Source organism: Nonomuraea marmarensis (assembly GCF_043197025.1).
Taxonomy (GTDB): domain Bacteria; phylum Actinomycetota; class Actinomycetes; order Streptosporangiales; family Streptosporangiaceae; genus Nonomuraea; species Nonomuraea marmarensis.
The window spans coordinates 200249-218182 of sequence record NZ_JBICRM010000011.1; the positions used below are offsets into that span (position 1 = coordinate 200249).

At 69.2% G+C, this 17934-nt stretch carries 18 protein-coding genes; 14 read left to right on the forward strand and 4 right to left on the reverse strand.

The features are described from left to right. From ACFLIM_RS20555 to rfbD, 3 genes are all read left to right on the forward strand, one after another. Nucleotides 1–1068, forward strand: a complete 1068-nt coding sequence (locus ACFLIM_RS20555) for a glucose-1-phosphate thymidylyltransferase (RefSeq protein ID WP_393167689.1) — start codon at nt 1–3, stop codon at nt 1066–1068. Nucleotides 1069–1279: 211 nt separating this feature from the next. Further along, nucleotides 1280–2203 carry a dTDP-glucose 4,6-dehydratase gene (gene rfbB, locus ACFLIM_RS20560; protein ID WP_393167691.1) on the forward strand — a complete coding sequence of 308 codons (924 nt, stop codon included), beginning with the start codon at nt 1280–1282 and terminating at the stop codon, nt 2201–2203. Further along, the gene (rfbD, locus tag ACFLIM_RS20565) at nt 2200–3075 is read left to right on the forward strand and encodes a dTDP-4-dehydrorhamnose reductase (RefSeq protein WP_393167693.1); all 876 of its coding nucleotides are present in this window, start codon (nt 2200–2202) and stop codon (nt 3073–3075) included. Before rfbB ends, rfbD begins: the two co-directional genes overlap by 4 nt. On the opposite strand, the gene ACFLIM_RS20570 is transcribed toward rfbD, so the two are convergent. Then, the gene (locus ACFLIM_RS20570) at nt 3057–3635 is read right to left on the reverse strand and encodes a dTDP-4-dehydrorhamnose 3,5-epimerase family protein (protein WP_393167695.1); all 579 of its coding nucleotides are present in this window, start codon (nt 3633–3635) and stop codon (nt 3057–3059) included. The genes rfbD and ACFLIM_RS20570 overlap by 19 nt on opposite strands. Before the next feature lie 54 nt (nt 3636–3689). Between ACFLIM_RS20570 and ACFLIM_RS20575 the strand changes: the two genes are divergently transcribed. From ACFLIM_RS20575 to ACFLIM_RS20615, 9 genes are read left to right on the forward strand one after another with little or no spacing between them, the layout of a single operon-like run. After that, nucleotides 3690–4589, forward strand: coding sequence for a hypothetical protein (locus tag ACFLIM_RS20575; RefSeq protein ID WP_393167697.1), 900 nt, complete (start codon nt 3690–3692; stop codon nt 4587–4589). Beyond that, a complete protein-coding gene (locus tag ACFLIM_RS20580) occupies nt 4590–5798 on the forward strand; it encodes a methyltransferase domain-containing protein (RefSeq protein ID WP_393167699.1) in 1209 nt (402 codons plus the stop codon). It begins immediately after the preceding gene. Then, nucleotides 5795–6571, forward strand: coding sequence for a glucose-1-phosphate cytidylyltransferase (locus ACFLIM_RS20585; RefSeq protein WP_393167700.1), 777 nt, complete (start codon nt 5795–5797; stop codon nt 6569–6571). Before ACFLIM_RS20580 ends, ACFLIM_RS20585 begins: the two co-directional genes overlap by 4 nt. Next, nucleotides 6568–7221 carry a PIG-L deacetylase family protein gene (locus ACFLIM_RS20590; RefSeq protein WP_393167702.1) on the forward strand — a complete coding sequence of 218 codons (654 nt, stop codon included), beginning with the start codon at nt 6568–6570 and terminating at the stop codon, nt 7219–7221. The genes ACFLIM_RS20585 and ACFLIM_RS20590 overlap by 4 nt, the downstream gene beginning before the upstream one ends. Nucleotides 7222–7223: 2 nt before the next feature. Continuing rightward, nucleotides 7224–8243 (forward strand): NAD-dependent epimerase/dehydratase family protein, encoded by a 1020-nt coding sequence (locus tag ACFLIM_RS20595; protein WP_393167704.1) that lies wholly within the window; start codon nt 7224–7226, stop codon nt 8241–8243. Beyond that, complete coding sequence (locus ACFLIM_RS20600; protein WP_393167706.1) at nt 8240–9502, forward strand: DUF4910 domain-containing protein; 1263 nt, start codon at nt 8240–8242, stop codon at nt 9500–9502. Before ACFLIM_RS20595 ends, ACFLIM_RS20600 begins: the two co-directional genes overlap by 4 nt. After that, nucleotides 9502–10470: a hypothetical protein gene (locus ACFLIM_RS20605; RefSeq protein ID WP_393167839.1), complete on the forward strand. Its 969-nt coding sequence runs from the start codon at nt 9502–9504 to the stop codon at nt 10468–10470. The genes ACFLIM_RS20600 and ACFLIM_RS20605 overlap by 1 nt, the downstream gene beginning before the upstream one ends. A gap of 12 nt (nt 10471–10482) precedes the next feature. Continuing rightward, nucleotides 10483–11949: an oligosaccharide flippase family protein gene (locus tag ACFLIM_RS20610; RefSeq protein ID WP_393167707.1), complete on the forward strand. Its 1467-nt coding sequence runs from the start codon at nt 10483–10485 to the stop codon at nt 11947–11949. Then, nucleotides 11946–12821 (forward strand): glycosyltransferase family A protein, encoded by an 876-nt coding sequence (locus ACFLIM_RS20615; RefSeq protein ID WP_393167709.1) that lies wholly within the window; start codon nt 11946–11948, stop codon nt 12819–12821. The genes ACFLIM_RS20610 and ACFLIM_RS20615 overlap by 4 nt, the downstream gene beginning before the upstream one ends. A gap of 2 nt (nt 12822–12823) precedes the next feature. Here ACFLIM_RS20615 and ACFLIM_RS20620 read toward each other — a convergent pair whose 3' ends face one another. After that, nucleotides 12824–13636, reverse strand: coding sequence for a 2OG-Fe(II) oxygenase (locus ACFLIM_RS20620; RefSeq protein ID WP_393167711.1), 813 nt, complete (start codon nt 13634–13636; stop codon nt 12824–12826). 137 nt (nt 13637–13773) lie between these two features. Here ACFLIM_RS20620 and ACFLIM_RS20625 point away from each other — a divergent pair, with 137 nt between their 5' ends. Next, nucleotides 13774–14676: a hypothetical protein gene (locus tag ACFLIM_RS20625; RefSeq protein ID WP_393167713.1), complete on the forward strand. Its 903-nt coding sequence runs from the start codon at nt 13774–13776 to the stop codon at nt 14674–14676. Nucleotides 14677–14692: 16 nt separating this feature from the next. Here ACFLIM_RS20625 and ACFLIM_RS20630 read toward each other — a convergent pair whose 3' ends face one another. After that, the gene (locus tag ACFLIM_RS20630) at nt 14693–15844 is read right to left on the reverse strand and encodes an acyltransferase family protein (RefSeq protein WP_393167715.1); all 1152 of its coding nucleotides are present in this window, start codon (nt 15842–15844) and stop codon (nt 14693–14695) included. Nucleotides 15845–16034: 190 nt separating this feature from the next. Between ACFLIM_RS20630 and ACFLIM_RS20635 the strand changes: the two genes are divergently transcribed. Beyond that, the gene (locus ACFLIM_RS20635; RefSeq protein WP_393167717.1) at nt 16035–16979 is read left to right on the forward strand and encodes a hypothetical protein; all 945 of its coding nucleotides are present in this window, start codon (nt 16035–16037) and stop codon (nt 16977–16979) included. 4 nt (nt 16980–16983) lie between these two features. Here the strand turns inward: ACFLIM_RS20635 and ACFLIM_RS20640 are convergent, their stop codons facing one another. Continuing rightward, entirely contained in the window at nt 16984–17859 is an 876-nt protein-coding gene (locus ACFLIM_RS20640; RefSeq protein WP_393167719.1) for a DUF6492 family protein, read from the reverse strand. Between the last annotated feature and the right edge of the window lie 75 nt (nt 17860–17934).

Genomic DNA, 17934 nt, shown 5'->3' on the forward strand with positions numbered 1-17934 from the left:
GTGAAAGCACTCGTGCTCGCCGGGGGGTCGGGCACACGGCTACGACCCATCACGCACACCTCGGCCAAGCAACTGGTCCCGGTCGCGAACAAGCCGGTCCTGTTCTACGGCCTGGAGGCGATCGCCGCGGCGGGGATCAGGGAGCTCGGCCTGGTGGTCGGAGACACGCAGGCGGAGATCGAGTCGGCCGTGGGGGACGGCTCGGCGTTCGGGCTGCAGGTCACCTACCTGCGGCAGGAGGCGCCCCTCGGGCTGGCGCACGGCGTGCTGATCGCCCGGGAGTTCCTGGGCGAGGAGGACTTCGTCATGTATCTCGGCGACAACTTCATCGTGGGCGGCATCAACGGCCTGGTGGACAGGTTCGCCCGCGAGCGGCCGGCCGCCCAGATCATGCTCACCAGGGTCGGCGACCCGCGCCAGTTCGGGGTGGCCGAGCTCAACGGCAAGGGCCGCGTCGTCGGCCTGGAGGAGAAGCCCGCGCTGCCCAAGAGCGACCTGGCGCTGGTCGGCGTCTACCTGTTCAGCCCGGCCATCCACACGGCGGTGGCGGAGCTCAAGCCGTCGTGGCGGGGCGAGCTGGAGATCACCGACGCCATCCAGTGGCTGATCGAGGCGGGGCTGCGCGTCGAGTCCTCGGTGATCTCCGGCTACTGGAAGGACACCGGCAACGTCACCGACATGCTGGAGGTCAACCGGCTGGTCCTGGAGTCGGTGGAGGCCAAGGTGCGCGGAAACGTGGACGAGGCCAGCGAGCTGGTGGGCCGCGTCGTCGTGGAGAAGGGGGCGGTGGTCGAGCGGTCCCGGATCGTCGGCCCGGTGATCATCGGCCACGGCGCGCGGATCAGCGACAGCTACGTCGGCCCCTTCACCTCCATCGGCGCCGCCTGCGCCGTCACCGACAGCGAGATCGAGTATTCGATCGTGTTGCCCAGGGCCTCCATCGCCGGGGTCGGCCGCATCGAGTCGTCGCTGATCGGCCACGACGTCGAGGTCACCCCGGCGCCCAACACGCCCAAAGCCCATCGTCTCGTGCTGGGCGATCACAGCAAGGTACAGATTTCTTCATGACAATGGGTGATGCTATGGTTACGTACGGGTGGTGGGCTGGGTCGAAGGCACCGGGCGACCGGGAAACGGCTCCTGGCCCGCTATGGGCCATCACTCCATCGCGGGCGGCATGTTGCCCGGGGCGCTATCAACCGTCCGAATGCTACGGTCGCCCGGCATCCAGCCGGAAGTTTCGAGAGCAAGCCCCCTCCTTCCAGGTGGGGTGCAGTTGATGACAAGGATTCTGGTGACGGGCGGTGCGGGTTTCATCGGCTCGCACTTCGCCCGGACTTGGCATGACGTGTACATCACGGTGCTGGACAAGCTCACCTACGCCGGCAACCGGGCCAACCTCGACGGGGTGCGGCACGAGTTCGTGCACGGGGACATCTGCGACGCCGAGTTGCTCGCCCGGGTCGTGCCCGGACATGACCTGGTGGTGAACTTCGCGGCCGAGTCGCACGTCGACCGGTCGATCGAGGGCGCCGCCGAGTTCATGCGCTCGAACGTGCTCGGCACCCAGACGCTGCTGCAGGCGTGCCTGGAGGCGGAGGTCCCGAAGGTGGTCCAGGTGTCGACCGACGAGGTGTACGGCTCGATCGACATCGGCTCGTGGGAGGAGGCCGCGCCGGTGCGGCCGCGCTCGCCGTACGCGGCGTCGAAGGCCGGCGGCGACCTGATCGCCCGCGCGTACGCGATCACCTACGGCCTGAACGTCTCGATCACCAGGTGCGGCAACAACTACGGGCCCCGGCAGTATCCCGAGAAGATCATCCCGTTCTTCATCACGAACCTGCTGCGCGGCCGGAAGGTCCCCCTGTACGGCGACGGCGGCAACGTACGGGACTGGATCCACGTCGAGGATCACTGCTCGGGCATCCGCCTGGTCGCGGAGAAGGGCGAGCCCGGCGAGGTCTACCACATAGCGGGCACGGCCGAGCTGACCAACAAGGAGCTCACCGCGCGCCTGCTCGACGCCTGCGGCCGCGACTGGGACCTGGTCGAGCAGGTCGAGGACCGCAAGGGCCACGACCGCCGGTACTCGCTGGACGACTCCAAGCTGCGGGCGCTCGGCTACCGGCCCGAGATCCCGTTCGAGCAGGGCCTGAAGGACACCGTCCGCTGGTACGCCGAGCATCGGGACTGGTGGGCATGAGGTGGCTCATCACGGGTGGCGGCGGCATGCTGGCCGCCGACGCCCTGGACAGGACGGCGCTGACCGGGGATCCGGTGCTCGCGCTCGGCCGGGCCGACCTGGACCTGTGCGACAAGCGCGCGGTACGCGACGTCGTGTCCGCCTACCGGCCGGGAATCGTGATCAACTGTGCCGCCTGGACCGCGGTGGACGACGCCGAGACGCACGAGGCCGAGGCTCTGGACATCAACGGGCACGCCGTGCACTGGCTGGCCGAGGCGTGCGACCTGGCCGGGGCGCGATTGGTGCACGTGTCCACCGACTACGTCTTCGACGGTGACAGCCGCACGCCGTACCGGGAGGATTCGCCCACCGGGCCGGTCAACGCGTACGGACGGACCAAGCTCGCGGGCGAGCGGGCGGCGCTGGAGCACGGACACCACGTGGTCCGAAGCGCCTGGCTCTACGGCGCGCGTGGCACGAACTTCGTCCGCACGATGATCAGGCTGGCCGGGCAGCGGCCCACCGTCGACGTGGTCGACGACCAGCGCGGGCAGCCCACCTGGACGGTCGATCTGGCCGACTTCATGGTCCGGCTGGCGCAGTCGGACCTGCCGCCCGGTGTCTACCACGGCACCAGCGCGGGCGAGACCACGTGGTGCGGGTTCGCCAAGGAGATCTTCACGCTGCTCGGCGCGGACGCCGCACGCGTGCGGCCCGTGCCCAGCACCGCCTTCCCCCGCCCGGCCCGGCGCCCGGCCAACAGCGTGCTGGCGCACACCAGGTGGGAGCCGATCCGGCACTGGCGGGCGGCGCTGCACGCCGCCTGGCCGGTGCTGACGAGGGACACGCCCGCGTCGGCGAAGGCGGGGCCTCAATGCAGCGTGGCGTAGAACTCCCTGCACGTCTGGTAGTCCGGCAGCAGCCCGGCCGCGAGCGCCTCCTCCAGGGAGGGGGCCTTGGCGTCCTTGTCCGACAGCAGGGGCTCCGCGCCGGACGGCCAGTCGATCGAGATCGCCGGGTCGAGCGGGTGAACCCCGTGCTCACGGCCCGGACTGTACGGTTGCGAGCACAGGTACACGACTGTGGCCTGCTCGCTCAGCGCCATGAACGCGTGGCCGAGGCCTTCGGCGATGAAGACGGCGCCCCTCGTCTCGTCGTCCAGCGTCACCGCCTCCCATTGACCGAAGGTGGGGGACCCCGCCCGCACGTCCACGACGACGTCCATGACGCTGCCGGACACGCACATCACGTATTTCGCCTGACCGGGCGGGACCGCGGCGAAATGCACGCCCCGGAGCACGCCCGCCTGGGAAACGGAGCAGTTGACCTGGGCCACGTCCAGCCTCTGCGGCAGATCGGCCGCGCGGAAGGCCTCGAGGAAGCTGCCACGAGGGTCGGCATGAACGCTGGGCTTGAAATGCCACGAGCCTTCGATCGAGAGGCGATCCATGATCGCAGCATGCCAGACCTTTTACCGACAAAAGCCAACTGAGGGGGATTTTTCATGATGACCGCCGTCTTCTCGAACAGCGGCGTGAACGACGAGACGCGCCGCAGGCTGCTCTATCAGGGCGAGGTGTTCGTGTACTCGGCCTCGCCCGCCACGACCGAGCTGATCAGCTTCGCCAGAGAGCTGATCTCCGACGCCTTCGGCGGATTCGACCCGGAGACCGCCCAGCACGAGATGCCGGTCGAGGACTTCGCCAAGTTACTCGCCGACCTCAAACCGCGCTTCATCCACCACCCGCAGTGCAAGAAGCTGCTGCCGGCCGTGATCGAGGAGCGCGGCTGCGACCTCGGCCAGACCTATTTCGACGTGCCCAGGCTTCGCACCTCCACCTCCAACGACTACCTGGTCTCCGGCATCTCCTACGCCTTCCACCCGCATCGCGACTGCTGGTACTCGGCGCCGTTCAACCAGGTCAACTGGTGGCTGCCGATCTACGCGGTGGTCCCGGAGAACGTCATGGCCTTCCACCCGCGCTACTTCGACCAGCCGGTGCGCAACGGCAGCGCGGGCTACGACTACGCCGAGTGGAATCGTACGAGCCGCCACAACGCGGCCGCCCACGTACGCAACGACACCCGCGTGCAGCCGCGGCCCGAGGAGGCGATCGAGCTGGAGCCGCAGGTCAGGGTGGTGCCGGAGGCCGGGGGGACGATGATGTTCTCCGGCGCCCAGCTCCACTCCACCGTGCCGAACACCTCGGGCAGGACCAGGTTCAGCATCGACTTCCGCACCGTGCACCTCGGCGACGTGCGCGCGCACCTCGGGGCGCCGAACGTGGACGCCGACTGCACGGGCACGACGCTGCGGGATTTCGTGCGCTGTAACGATCTCGCCCCGATGCCCGAAGATCTCGCGCTGGAGTACGAGGCCAAAGCCCTGGCTGGAGTGAGCTGAATGACCACCTGCCGACTGTGCGGCGCGAGCGGGCTCGCCGGGGTCGTGGACCTCGGCGCGACCCCGCCGTGCGAGTTGTTCCTGACCGCGGAGCGACTCGACGCGCCCGAGCCCACGTACCCGCTGCACCTGCGGGTCTGCACGAGCTGCTGGCTGGCCCAGCTCCCGCCGCTGATCACGCCGGAGGAGACGTTCACCGAGTACGCCTACTTCTCCTCCTACTCGACCTCCTGGGTCGAGCACGCCCGGCGGTTCGTGGACGGGGCTGGGTTGCGGCCGGACTCGTTCGTGGTGGAGGTGGCCAGCAACGACGGCTACCTGCTCCAGCACGTGGTCGAGCGGGGCGTGCGCTGCCTGGGCATCGAGCCGTCCGCCAACGTCGGCAGGGCCGCCATCGACAAGGGGGTGCCGACGCTCACGGAGTTCCTCTCTCCGGAGGTAGGCCAGCGGGTACGGGCCGAGCACGGGCCCGCCGACCTGGTGGTGGCGAACAACGTGTACGCGCACATCCCGGACGTCGTCGGCTTCACGAAGGGCCTGCGGGCGCTGGTGGCCGACGACGGCCGGGTCTCCATCGAGGTGCAGCACCTGCTGACGCTGATGGAGCTGAACCAGTACGACACGATCTACCACGAGCACTTCCAGTACTACACGGTGGCCTCGGCGCTGCGGGCGCTGGCCAGTGGCGGGCTGCATCTCGTCGATGTCGAGCTGCTGCCGACGCACGGCGGGTCGATCCGGTTGTGGGCGCAGCCGGGCGAGGCGCCCCTGTCGCAGCGGGCCCTCGACGTGCTGGCTCGGGAGAAGGCGGCCGGGCTGCACGAGCTGTCCGGGTATGAGGACTTCGCGGCGCGGGTGGCCAAGGTGCGCCGGGACCTGCTCAGGTTCCTGATCGACGCCGCCGACGCCGGGAAGACGGTGGTCGGGTATGGGGCCCCGGGCAAGGGGAACACGTTGCTCAACCACTGCGGGATCCGGCCTGACCTGCTGACGTACACGGTGGATCGCAATCCGTACAAGCATGGCAGGTTCACGCCGGGGTCGCGGATCCCGATCCTCGCGCCGGAGCGGATCGCCGAGGACCGGCCCGACTACGTGCTCGTGCTCCCGTGGAACCTGCGGGACGAGCTGGTCGAGCAGCTCGCGTACGTCCGTGAGTGGGGCGGCGCGCTGGTCTTCCCGATACCGAGTCTGGAGGTCGTCGGATGAAAGTCGTCCTCTTCTGCGGTGGGCGCGGCACCCGGATGCGCAGCGACGCGCCGGGCGGGGACATGCCCAAGCCCATGCAGCTCGTCGGCCCGCGCCCGCTGGTTTGGCACGTCATGCGCTACTACGCGCATTTCGGGCACAACGAGTTCATCCTCTGCCTGGGGTATGGCGCTCAGTACATCAAGGACTTTTTCCTGACATATAAGGAAACGGGGTCGAACGACTTCATCCTGCGTAACGGGAAGATCGAGCTGTTATCCACGGATATTTCGGACTGGAAGGTGTCGTTGATCGACACCGGGCTGGACTCCCCGATCGGGGAGCGCTTACGCAGAGTGCGCCCGTACCTCGACGGCGACGAGATGTTCCTGGCCAACTACGCGGACGTGCTCACCGACGCCCCGCTGCCCGACATCATCGATCGTTTCGCCGCCTCCGACGCGGGCGCGTCGATGATGGTGGTCCCGCCGACGAACACGTTCCACGTCATCGACATCAGCGAGGGCGGGCTGGTCGGCGGCATCACGCCGGTCAGCCAGATGCCGCTCTGGGTGAACGGCGGCTTCTTCGTGCTGCGCCAGGACGTCTTCGAGCACATCCCGGAGCACGGCGACCTGGTGGCGGACGGTTGCGCGGAGCTGGCCAAGCGGGGGCGGCTGCTGGCGTACCCGCACCGCGGCTACTGGCGGCCGAGCGACACCGTCAACCAGCGGCTGGAGCTGGATCGTTCCTGGGCGAGAGGCGAGCGGCCCTGGGCGCTGTGGGAAGCATGATCGGGCTGAGGCCCGCGGGGCGTGACGGGATCGTCGCGCTCGGCGCGCATTGCGACGACATCGCGATCGGGGCGGGCGCGAGCCTGTACACGATCTGCGCGGCCCGTCCCGGGCTGCGGGTGGACGCGCTGGTGTTGTCGGGTGGCGGGACCGAGCGCGAGGACGAGGAACGTGCGGCGCTCGCGGCGTTCTGCCCGGGCGCGGAGCTGCGACTCACCGTGCTCAAGCTGCCCGACGGGCGGCTGCCCGCGCACTGGGACGAGGCCAAGAACGCCCTGGAGGACCTGCGGGCCGCCCAGACACGGCCCGACCTGATCTTCGCCCCCTGGGCGGGCGACGCGCACCAGGACCACCGCGGCCTGGCCAAGCTGGTGCCGACGGTCTGGCGCGACCACCTGACGCTGGGCTACGAGATCGTCAAGTGGGACGGCGACCTCGGGCGGCCCGCCGTCTACCAGCCGCTCGACGACGAGGTGGCCGAGACCAAGGTGCGGCTGCTGCAGGAGCACTACCCCTCGCAGCGGCACCGCCCCTGGTACGACAGAGAGGCCTTCCTCGGGCTCGCCCGCATCCGCGGCATCGAGTGCAACGCGAGGTACGCCGAGGCGTTCCACGTGAACAAGTTGACCATTGATCTGGCTGGAGGCTGACCTTGCGGATTCTGTTGACCGGGCACCAGGGCTATCTGGGCACCGTGATGGCCACCGTGCTGTCCGCCGGGGGGCACGAGGTGGTCGGCCTCGACTCCGGCCTGTTCGCCGACTGCGTGCTCGGCCCCTCCGTTGACGACGCGCCCGGCTACGCGGTCGATCTGCGGGATGTGTCCGCCGAGATGCTCGAAGGCATCGACGCCGTGGCGCATCTGGCCGCGCTGTCGAACGATCCCCTCGGCTCGCTGGCGCCCGAGCTGACCTATGACATCAACCACCACGCCTCGGTCCGGTTGGCCAGGCTCGCCAAGGACGCCGGGGTGCGCAGGTTCGTCTACGCCTCCACCTGCTCGGTCTATGGCGCCTCCGGGGGCGACGAGCTGGTGAACGAGGACGCCCCGTTACGCCCTGTGACGCCGTACGCGGAGTCGAAGGTCAGGGTCGAGGACGACCTGGTGAAGCTGGCCGACGGCGACTTCTCGCCGGTGTTCATGCGCAACGCGACGGCCTTCGGGTTCTCGCCGCGGCTGCGGGCCGACATCGTGCTGAACAACCTGGTGGGCCACGCCGTGCTGTCCGGCGAGGTACGCGTGTTGTCCGACGGCACCCCCTGGCGTCCCCTGGTGCACGCCGAGGACATCGCCGAGGCGTTCCTGCGGGCGATCGAGGCGCCGCGCGGAGCCGTGCACGCCAAGGCGTTCAACGTGGGCACCGAGCGCAACAACGTGACCGTGGCGGAGATCGCGGGTGAGGTCGCCGCGGCCGTGCCGGGGGCCGAGCTGCTGATCACGGGGGAGACCGGCAGCGATCCGCGCTCCTACCGGGTGGACTTCTCCCGGGTACGCGCGGCGCTGCCCGGATACGACGCCAGGTGGACGGTCAAGGCGGGCGCCGACGAGCTGGTGGAGGCGTACCGGACCTATGGGCTGACCAAGCACGACTTCGAGCGGCGGTTCACCCGGCTGGCGCGGCTGTCCGACCGCCGGGAGGCGGGGACCATCGACGCGGAGTTGCGCCCATGACTCCTGGAGAGATGCACGCGCTGGTCGAGCGGCTGTATCCGATCTGCAGGAGCATCACGGGCGACGGCGTGCGGCGGACACTGGAGATCGTCGGCGAGCACCTGCCGCTGACGGTCACCGAGGTGCCGACGGGGACCGAGGTGCTCGACTGGAACGTGCCGAAGGAGTGGAACATCCGCGACGCCTACGTCAAGGATCCCTCCGGGCGGCGGGTGATCGACTTCCGGGAATCGAACCTGCACGTGGTGGGGTACAGCGTGCCGGTGTCGGGGACGTACTCGCTGGAGGAGTTGCGGCCGCGGCTGCACACGCTGCCCGACCAGCCCGAGCTGGTGCCCTACCGGACCAGCTACTACGCCGAGACGTGGGGGTTCTGCCTCAGCCAGCACACCCTCGACGGGCTGGACGAAGGCCCTTACGAGGTGCTGATCGACTCCACGCTGGCGGACGGGTCGCTGACCATCGCCGAGCACGTCGTGCCCGGCGAGCTGCCCGAGGAGATCGTCGTCTCCTGCCACGTGTGCCACCCGTCGCTGGCCAACGACAACCTGGCGGGGGTCGCGGTGGCGGTGGCGCTGGCTCTCAGGCTGAAGGAGCCCAGGTACACCTACCGGTTCCTGTTCATGCCCGGCACGATCGGCGCGATCACCTGGCTGGCGCTCAACCGGGAACGCCTCCACCTGATCGCCGGCGGCCTGACGCTGGCCTGCGCCGGCGATCCCGGGCCGCTCACCTACAAGCGCAGCAGGCGCGGCGACGCCGAGATCGACAAGGTCGTCACCCACGTGCTGCGGGACCGGCCGCACGAGGTGCTTCCCTTCTCGCCCTACGGCTACGACGAGCGGCAGTTCTGCTCGCCCGGGTTCAACCTGCCGTTCGGCAGCCTGACCAGGACGCCGTACGCCGGATACCCGGAATATCACACGTCAGGCGACAACCCAGGATTTGTCACGCCAGCGGCCATGGCCGACACCCTGGACGTCCTCTGGCAGGTTGTCGAGGCGCTTGAGGGCAACCGTACTTATCTCAACCTCAGCCCGTACGGCGAGCCGCAGCTCGGCCGGCGCGGGCTCTACGGATCTCTCGGCGGGCGGAGTGACACGAAACAGGCCCAGATGGCGATGTTATGGGTGTTGAACCTGTCCGACGGGGAGCACAGCCTGCTCGACATCGCCCGGCGATCCGAGCTGCCCTTCGCCGCCGTGAAAGGGGCCGCCCAGGCTCTGCAGGAAGCCGGACTGGTGAAGGAGAAGACGTGATGGACCTCAGGGTCGGAGACGTCGTGGAAGTGCTCGGAGAAGCCGAGATCCTGGCCACCCTGGACGAGCGCGGCGAGCTCGACGGGCTGCCGTTCATGCCGGAGATGTTGCGGTTCTGCGGGCAGCGGATGACCGTGCACAAAGTGGCGCACAAGGCCTGCGACACGATCAGCCACGGCCGGATGCGGCGCATGGACCACGCCGTGCACCTGACCGGGGCCCGCTGCGACGGCTCGGCGCACGGCGGTTGCCAGACGGCCTGCTCGCTCTACTGGAAGGACGCCTGGCTCAGGAAGGTCACCGACGAGCCCGCGGCTCCCGAAAAGGACCGCAGGCTGCTGCCGCTGCTGCAGGTCAACGCGCGGAAGCCGCCGGGGCCGGAGGGCGAGGAGCGGTTCGCCTGCCAGGCCACCGAGCTGCACCGGGCGGCCCCGGCGTGCCTGCCGCTGAAGGACGTCAGGCAGTACGTCACCGACGTCAAGACCGGCAACGCGAGCATGCTGGAGACGCTGCGCGGGCTGTTCTTCGCCGTCTTCAACCGCTACCAGTCGATCACCCGCAGGGTGTTGCCCAGGTGGTTGCTGATCAGGGGCGGACTGGGCTGGGGCTGGGTGCCGAAGGGGAAGCCGGGCGCGACCCCGACGGGCACGCTCGACCTGCAGCCCGGCGAGCTGGTGCGGATCAAGTCCAGGCAGGAGATCGTCGGCACGCTCAACCACGAGCGGCTCAACCGGGGGCTCGGCTTCGAGGAGGAGATGGCCAGGCACTGCGGCAGGACCGCCAGGGTCGTGGCCCGCGTGGAGCGCTGCCTGGACGAGCGCACCGGCGAGTTGCTGCAGATGAAGAACCCCTGCATAGCCCTGGAGTCGGTCTATTGCGAGGGAATGTACAGCGTCAACTGCCCCCGAGAGTTCGTCCCGTTCTGGCGGGAGATCTGGCTGGAGCGCGTCGAGGAGCCTGTCTCCTAGGAAAGGTACGGGATGGACCGAGTTCAGGACGCCGAGCAGCAGATCGGCTCCCTCGGCAAGTTAGCCGAGCGTGGGCTGCGCTGGGGCCTGCTGGGCAACCTCGCCACGAAGGCGGGCTCCTTCGTGATGGGGCTGATCCTGGCCCGGCTGCTCGCGATCGGCGACTTCGGCGTCTACGCCGTGGCGCTGGCCGCGACGGCGTTCGTCATGTCGGTCAAGGACCTGGGCATCATGGTCGCGACCATCCAGTGGCGCGGCAAGCTGGCGGAGATGGCGCCGACGGCCACGGTGTTGTCATTCTGCTCCGCCATGGCGCTGTACGCGGTGTTCTGGGTCGGCGCGCCGGCCATCGCCGAGCTGGCGGGCACCCCCCAGGCCACGCCCGTGGTCAGGCTGCTGACCTCGGTCATCATCGTCGAGGGCTTCACCGCCGTGCGGGCCGCGACGCTGATCCGCAGGTTCGAGCAGGACAAGCTGACGCTCGCCATCGGGATCGGGTTCGCGGTCAACGCGGTCGTCGCGATCCTGCTGGCCGTGAACGGCGCCGGCGCGTTCAGCTTCGCCTTCGGCCAGCTCGCGCAGTCCGTGGTGACCGGGGTGATCGTCTTCTTCGCCGCCAGGCTGCCGGTGCGGCTCGGCCTGGACCGGGCCATCGCCGTGAAGCTGCTGAAGTTCGGGCTGCCGTCGGCCGCCGGGATCGGGCTGGAGAGCGTGCTGCTCAACGCCGGCTACATCGTGGTGGGCGACATATTGGGACATGTCTGGCTGGGCTTCTACCTGCTGGCGTTCAACGTGTCGAGCTGGGTGCCGGGGCTGATCGGCCAGGCCGTGCGCAACGTCACCATCCCCGGCTTCTCGCGGCTGGCCGAGCACACCTCCGAGGCGCTGTCCGAGGGCGTGCGAAGATCGGCGCCGCTGCTGCTGACCGCCATCCTGCCCTTCGCGGTCGTGATGTCCGTGCTCGCGCACCCCCTCGTGTCGTTCCTCTACGGCGCGAAGTGGGACCAGGCGGCGGGCGTGCTGCGCTGGCTGGCGCTCGTTATGGTGATCAGGATGTTGCTCTCGCTCGCGCTCGACATCCTGTCCGCCCAGGGGGACACCAGGGCCACCGTGTGGATGAACCTCGGCTACGGGGCCGCCCTCGTGCCGGCCCTGATCGTCGGCACCCACCTGCAGGGCATCCGCGGGGCCGCGCTCGGCCAGGTGGCGGCCAGCCTGTTCGTGGCGCTGCCGGTGGCGGCGTACTTCCTGCACCGGGCGGGGGTGCGGCTGGCCCCGGTGCTGCCCACGCTCGTGCGCCCGCTGCTGGCCGGGCTCGCGGCGGCGGGGGTGACCGCGTTGGTCGACCGGGTGGTGGACGGCAACGCGCTGCTCCAGCTGGCGCTCGCGGGCGGCGCCGGCCTGATCGTCTACGTCCTGCTGGCCGTGCCGCTCGCGCAACTCAGGCTCGCGCAGCTCCGGAGAAAGGAAGTCGGTTGAACCCCGATGCGCTCGTCTCGATCGGCCTGCCCACCTTCAACGGCGGCCGGCAGCTGGAGAAGGCCGTTCTGTCGGTGCTGGCCCAGGATCATCAGAACCTCGAGCTGATCATCTCCGACAACGCCTCCACGGACGACACCGAGGAGGTCTGCCGCGACCTGGCGGCCGCCGACAACCGGATCGTCTACCACCGGCAGCCGGAGAACGTCGGTCCCGTCGCCAACTTCTCCACGGCGCTCCGCCTGGCCAAGGGGGAGTTCTTCCGCTGGGTGGGCGACGACGACACGCTCGCGCCGCACTGCGTCTCGCGCTCCCTGGAGGAGTTCGCCAAGGACGACAGGCTCGTGCTGGTCACCGCGCAGACCTCGTACACCGCCGACGGCGTCACCCGGACCGGCCGGTACGAGGGCACCGCGCTGAACTCCGACGACCCCGCCGACCGCTTCGCCGAGATGTTGCGCCTGCTCACCGAGAGCTTCGTCCTCATGGACCCCCTGTACGGGATGCACCGCACCGCGGTGGCCGGCGCCATTCCCCGCCCGGTCCTGGTGCGCGAGGACGAGATCGCCGCCGCCCGGCACGCACTGGCCGGACCGTGGGCCCACGTGCCCGAGGTGCTCTCGCACCGCAACTGGGCCAACGCCAACCCGGTGCGGATGAGCGGCAAGCTGGCCCTGCCCGCGTGGCGTGGCTATTTCGCCACGCTCATCCAAGTTCGCGTCCTGCTCGGCATACTCGACGAGACCGACCTCACCCCCGACCAGCGCCGCAGGGCACGCGCGGCGGTCTTCAAGCTGTACGTGTCCCGCCAGCGCCGCCTGGCCGCCAGAGGCGGGCGAAAGCTGGCCCGCCTCGCCCGCCTGGGTCGCTGACCCTATCTGGAGCGTTCCCGGCGCCCGGCCAGCTCGGCCAGCGCCGGAGGCGTCCAGCGCTTGAGCACCTGGCGCAGATTGCTCTTGTACCGCTCGCCGGGTCGCTGCTTGAACAGCGTCGTGTGGTCGTCGTTGGTCTCCTCGTCGGGGCGGCCGTTGGAGTAGTAGTAGAGCGCCATCGACCGGCGGGCCCGCTCCGGCGGGCAGGTCAGCGGGTCGGGGTGGCCGTGGTTGGCGTCGTCGGTGGTGGCGAACAGCACGAAGCGGTTGAACACCGGCAGCACCGCGTGCTCGCAGGTGCTCATGTCCTGGTTCCACAGCTGCAGGTGGCCGCCGTAGCTCTCGTCCCAGTCCCTGTTGAGGTAGAGCAGCCCGTTGAGCCTGCGGTCGAGGTCGAGCCTGCGGTGCCGGTTGAAGTCGGCGTGCACCTTCAGGAAGCCGCCCGACCTGATCTGGTGCAGCCCGCCGCCCTCCAGGTAAGGGTCGGGCACGAGCCGCTCGATGCCGGTCAGCCGCTCCAGGAACTCCATGAACACCTGCCCGTTGAACTCCGCCAGCAGGTGCCGCGTCGCCGGGCCCATCTGCTCGGTGTCCTGCAGGGCCAGCTTCACTTCCTTGGCGCTGTCGAACTGCTGCCAGTCGGCGTCTTTCGGCTCGGGAAACTCCCCGAGCACCGGATCGAGGACGTTCTCCGGCAGGAAGTCGTCGATTACCACGTGCCGGAACGGAGACGCCGTCAGAAACTTCGGGCGCAGGCTGTCGGCGAGCGGGAACAGTTCGTCACGGTGGAACGTGAACTGCTGCACTTCCTGCATTTTCGACTCCATCTGTTGTGTGGCCCATATCGGTAATCGGAAAACCGGGGCCGATTTGTTACACGAAATAAGCGTGTAACGAAGTGCGCGGAGCCGCCGAGACAGGGAGTAGAAAGCGCAAGACAGGTGAGGTGTACATGACCACCATCTTTTCCAACAGCGGGGTGGATGATGAAACCCGGCGCGGTCTGATCTACCGGGGGGACGTGTTCGTCCACTCCCCGACCGGCGCGTCACTCGAGCTCGTCGCGTTCGCGAAAGAGCTGATCGCGGACGCGTTCGGACGCAGGGACCCGGAAACCGCCCAGTTCGACATGGCCGTGGAGGACTTCGCCGCCCTCCTGGCCGAGCTCAAGCCCCGCTTCATCCATCACCCCCGCAGCAAGGCCCTGCTCGTCCAGGTCATGGAGGAGCTCGGCTTCCCGCCGGAGCAGACGTACTTCGACGTGCCGAGGCTGCGTACCTCGACCTCGAACCACTATCTGAACTCCGGGATCTCCTACGCCTACCACGCCCATCGCGACTGCTGGTACGCCGCCCCGTTCAACCAGATCAACTGGTGGCTGCCGATTTTCGAGGTCGTTCCCGAAAACGTCTTCGCCCTGCATCCGCGCTATTTCGATCAACCGCTGCGCAACGGCAGCGGCGCATACGAGTACGGGGAATGGCAGCGCGTTTCCCGCCCTGCCGCCGCGCAGCACATCTACTCCGACACCAGGCAGCAGCCCAGGCCGGAAGAGGACTTCGACCCCGATCCCGAGCTCAGAATCGTGACCGAGCCCGGCGGAATGATGATCTTCTCCGGCGCGCACCTGCATTCCACCGTCAACAACACCTCCGGCAGGACCCGGTTCAGCATCGACTTCCGCTGCGTCAACATCGAGGACGTGCGGGCCCGCAGGGGCGCGCCCAACGTCGACGCCGCCTGCCTCGGCACCACGCTGCGCGACTTCATGCGCTGCACGGACCAGGAGCCGATGCCCGAGGAACTGGCCAGGGAATACGAGGCCGAGGCCGAGGCGCTGGCCAAGGCCGGTTGACGCCGTTGTTCCTGCGTTATTCCGTGCGGGCCCGCTCGGCTCTCGAGAAGCGGGCCCGCACGGCCGCCCGCAGCGCGGCCGGCGTCCTGTTGCGCGTGAACGGCAGCTCGAACACCGCCGCGAACAACCGCGCCGCCACCACCGTCACCGGCACGGCCACCGCCAGCCCCACGAGGAACGCCGGGATCCCCGGCTCCATCCGGGGCGCGATGAGCAGCGCGTAGATGTTCACCACGATCGGCGCGTGGATCAGATACAGGCTGTACGAGAACGACCCCAGGCTCTTGACCGGCCGCGTGTCCAGCAGCCACACGACGGGCGCCGGCCGCCCGGTCGCCACCGCCGCGAGCAACAGGACGATCGCCGGCCCGATCGCCAGGTCGATCCAGTAGAGGTTGCCGATCGTCCACACCGAGCCGTTGACCACGATCAGCACGATCACCGGTGACACCGCGGCCAGCGCCAGCCACTGCAGGGGGACCCGCCGCCGCAGCCGTACCACTCCCGCACCCGCCATGCCCAGCGCGAACAGCGCGGCGAACTGGGGAGTGAGCCGCATCAGCTCGCCCACGGCGGGCACGACCGGCGCGAGCAGCCCGACGCCCACCACGACGGCGGCCACCGCGCCCACCATGACGATCGCGCCCATCCTGCGCAGCACCAGCAGCAGGAGCGGGAAGACGAAGTAGAGCTGGGCCTCCACGGCGATCGACCACAGGGCGCCGTTGGGGCTAGGGCTGCCGAACACGTCCTGGAGGAGCAGCCCGTAGATGAGCACCGACTTGCCGGTGGGCACGCCCTGCTCGGGCTGGGGCACCAGGGTCCAGGCGATCACCAGGCTGACGGCCACCGCCGCCCAGTACGGAGGCAGGATCCGCCAGGCGCGGCGGTGCGCGAACCTGCCCAGCGAGTCGAGCCGCCACCCGGCGCGGGCCGGCGAGAGGGCGAGCGAGAACCCGGACAACACGATGAACACGACCACCGCGAAGTGCCCGTAGGCCATCCAGCTCGCCCAGCCGGGGCCGGTGTCCCGGGGAAAGCCGGGAAACGACAACAGCCAGACGTGGTGGAAGACCACGAAAAGCGCAGCTAGACCGCGTATTCCGTCGAGCCCGGCCAGCCTGCGGCGTTCGGCGGTGGCCGTCTGGAGCATTTCTGCCGACTTCATGCCCTGCGACCCCCCCGGTGTACGGCCCATAGATCTATCGTCAGATTCCGTTCGGGCGTAACAGGTAAGTCATTTTTTCAGATGAACAGTTGTGCCATAGGCGACATGAGCCCCTGTACACCATGCCGGGGGAATGTTAATTTTCGCACATTCGAACAGGTCGAAAATATGCGCAGGGGGCGGGGAAGTCTTGGAGTTCTGGAAAGCCGTCTTCGGCCTGGCGAGACACAAGTTCATCGGCCCGCCGATCCTCGCGCTCGCCGTGGTGGCGGGAGTCGCGGGATTCCTCGTCATGCCTGCTCATTACACCGCCAACGTGGTGCTGCTGCTGACCGGGCCGGGCAACACGCAGCCGGCGCCGGGCGAGCCGTTGTCCGCGGGCGGGCGTACGAACCCGTTGTTGCAGGACAGCGCCGGGTTGCGGACGACCGCGGCGGCGCTGATCCTCTCGACGGGCACGCCCGAGGTGCTGGCGGAGCTGGGGGCGCCCAAGGAGGGGCCGAACAAGCTCACCATCGACGACGGGAGCACCAACCAGGCGTTGTTCGGCAGTGGTGGACCGTTCCTTTCGATCACGGCGGACAGCCCCGGCGAGCAGACCGCGCACGACCTGGTGGTGCGGGCGCAGCAGCGGGTCGAGGCCGAGCTGGCCGCCAAGCAGCGGGAGCTGGGGGCGCCGTCGATCCTGTACATCTCGCTGGTCAACGTCACGCCGCCGTCCACGCCTGAGGAGCAGCTCGGCGACAAGGTGCAGACCGCCGGGATCGCGGTCGTGCTCACGGTGTTCCTCGGGTTCAGCCTGGCGTACGCGTGGACGCGCAGGCAGGCCAGGCTGCGGGCGGCGGCCGGCCCCGAGGAGGATGCCTGGTCCGAGGCCGTGGACACGGTGGACGCGGCCGAGCCCGCTCCGATCTCCGAGGCCGAAGTCGAGCCTGTCCTCGACGCCGAGCCCGCCGCGCCCCCGCCCGCATCCGCCTTCGATCGCGGGCCGACGGCAGAGGTCCAGGCCGAGCCGGAAGACGACGAAGCGGCCGCCGCGGCGGGAACGCAGGCGTTCCACCAGGTCGAGAAGCGGGAGGACCCGGACGAGGACGCCGCGGACACCCAGACGTTCCCCAAGGTCGAGATCCCGTAGCCCCTCAGCGTCCGGCGACCTCGGCGCACCGGGCCACCGCCGCCTGCCGCACGGCCAGCGGCGTGCCGGACTTGGCGGAGATCATCATGCCGATGGCCTCCGGGTTGAGCCGGTCGGCGAACGCCAGGGCCGCGTCCTGGTCGAGCGGCGTCCTGTCCCAGTAGTTGTGGCAGAGCGCCGTGTTGGCCGCGGGCGGGTCGCCGACGGCGTGGACCTCGTCGACGTACACGCCGTACAGGATGAACTCCGAGATGTGCAGGCGCGAGGTGAACGCGTCGAGCCAGTGCCGTCCCGTGGCCTGGCCGATCCTGGTCCGCATGGACCGCACCACGTCCGGGTCCCAGAACGTCAGCGAGCTGACGTAGTCGTGCAGCGGCGGCGGCTGCGCGGCGGGCAGGCCGAGCAGGTCGCGGGCCACCTGATGCCAGCGCACGTGCCTGGTCATGCCCGGGTGCACCGCGTGCTCGGCCCGGTGCAGGCACAACTGCCCGCCGGTACGGAAGGCGGCCGCGTCCACCGGCCTGACCAGGACGATGTCGGAGTCGGCGATCAGCACCGCGTCCGCGTCGATCCTGGCCGTGGCCGACAGCTTGAGCGCTTGCTGGATCACCCAGCCGCGGATCGGCGGCCACGGGCGCAGCCTGTTGACCCACAGGTTGGACCGGGGAACGCGGGCGTACCTGCGGGGCAGCAACTCGGGCTCGGTCCAGACCCGGCAACGCGGCCCCGCGTACCGGGCGAACAGCTTCTTGTCGCGCGGCGGCACGATCACGTGGTGCACGGTGTCGTCCGAGGTGTACTCGAGCACGGACGCGTGCAGATCGGCGAAGAGCTCCGCATCGGGGCCGAAGCTTGGCGTCACCACTGCCAACTTGGTCATGGAAGGCATATCGCCATTCGGCGGGCGAGTCGTTACGTAACATCTGCCGCCCATTGGAACGATACCTGTGTGTCA

What these genes read in the sequence shown, in the direction of transcription:
- rfbB (WP_393167691.1), top strand. Translation starts at nt 1,280, where the DNA reads ATGACAAGGATTCTGGTGACGGGCGGTGCGGGTTTCATCGGCTCGCAC.
- ACFLIM_RS20590 (WP_393167702.1), top strand. Translation starts at nt 6,568, where the DNA reads ATGATCGGGCTGAGGCCCGCGGGGCGTGACGGGATCGTCGCGCTCGGC.
- ACFLIM_RS20585 (WP_393167700.1), top strand. Translation starts at nt 5,795, where the DNA reads ATGAAAGTCGTCCTCTTCTGCGGTGGGCGCGGCACCCGGATGCGCAGC.
- ACFLIM_RS20605 (WP_393167839.1), top strand. Translation starts at nt 9,502, where the DNA reads ATGGACCTCAGGGTCGGAGACGTCGTGGAAGTGCTCGGAGAAGCCGAG.
- ACFLIM_RS20580 (WP_393167699.1), top strand. Translation starts at nt 4,590, where the DNA reads ATGACCACCTGCCGACTGTGCGGCGCGAGCGGGCTCGCCGGGGTCGTG.
- ACFLIM_RS20610 (WP_393167707.1), top strand. Translation starts at nt 10,483, where the DNA reads ATGGACCGAGTTCAGGACGCCGAGCAGCAGATCGGCTCCCTCGGCAAG.
- ACFLIM_RS20630 (WP_393167715.1), bottom strand. Translation starts at nt 15,844, where the DNA reads ATGAAGTCGGCAGAAATGCTCCAGACGGCCACCGCCGAACGCCGCAGG.
- ACFLIM_RS20640 (WP_393167719.1), bottom strand. Translation starts at nt 17,859, where the DNA reads ATGACCAAGTTGGCAGTGGTGACGCCAAGCTTCGGCCCCGATGCGGAG.
- ACFLIM_RS20625 (WP_393167713.1), top strand. Translation starts at nt 13,774, where the DNA reads ATGACCACCATCTTTTCCAACAGCGGGGTGGATGATGAAACCCGGCGC.
- ACFLIM_RS20575 (WP_393167697.1), top strand. Translation starts at nt 3,690, where the DNA reads ATGATGACCGCCGTCTTCTCGAACAGCGGCGTGAACGACGAGACGCGC.
- ACFLIM_RS20570 (WP_393167695.1), bottom strand. Translation starts at nt 3,635, where the DNA reads ATGGATCGCCTCTCGATCGAAGGCTCGTGGCATTTCAAGCCCAGCGTT.
- ACFLIM_RS20620 (WP_393167711.1), bottom strand. Translation starts at nt 13,636, where the DNA reads ATGCAGGAAGTGCAGCAGTTCACGTTCCACCGTGACGAACTGTTCCCG.
- ACFLIM_RS20600 (WP_393167706.1), top strand. Translation starts at nt 8,240, where the DNA reads ATGACTCCTGGAGAGATGCACGCGCTGGTCGAGCGGCTGTATCCGATC.
- rfbD (WP_393167693.1), top strand. Translation starts at nt 2,200, where the DNA reads ATGAGGTGGCTCATCACGGGTGGCGGCGGCATGCTGGCCGCCGACGCC.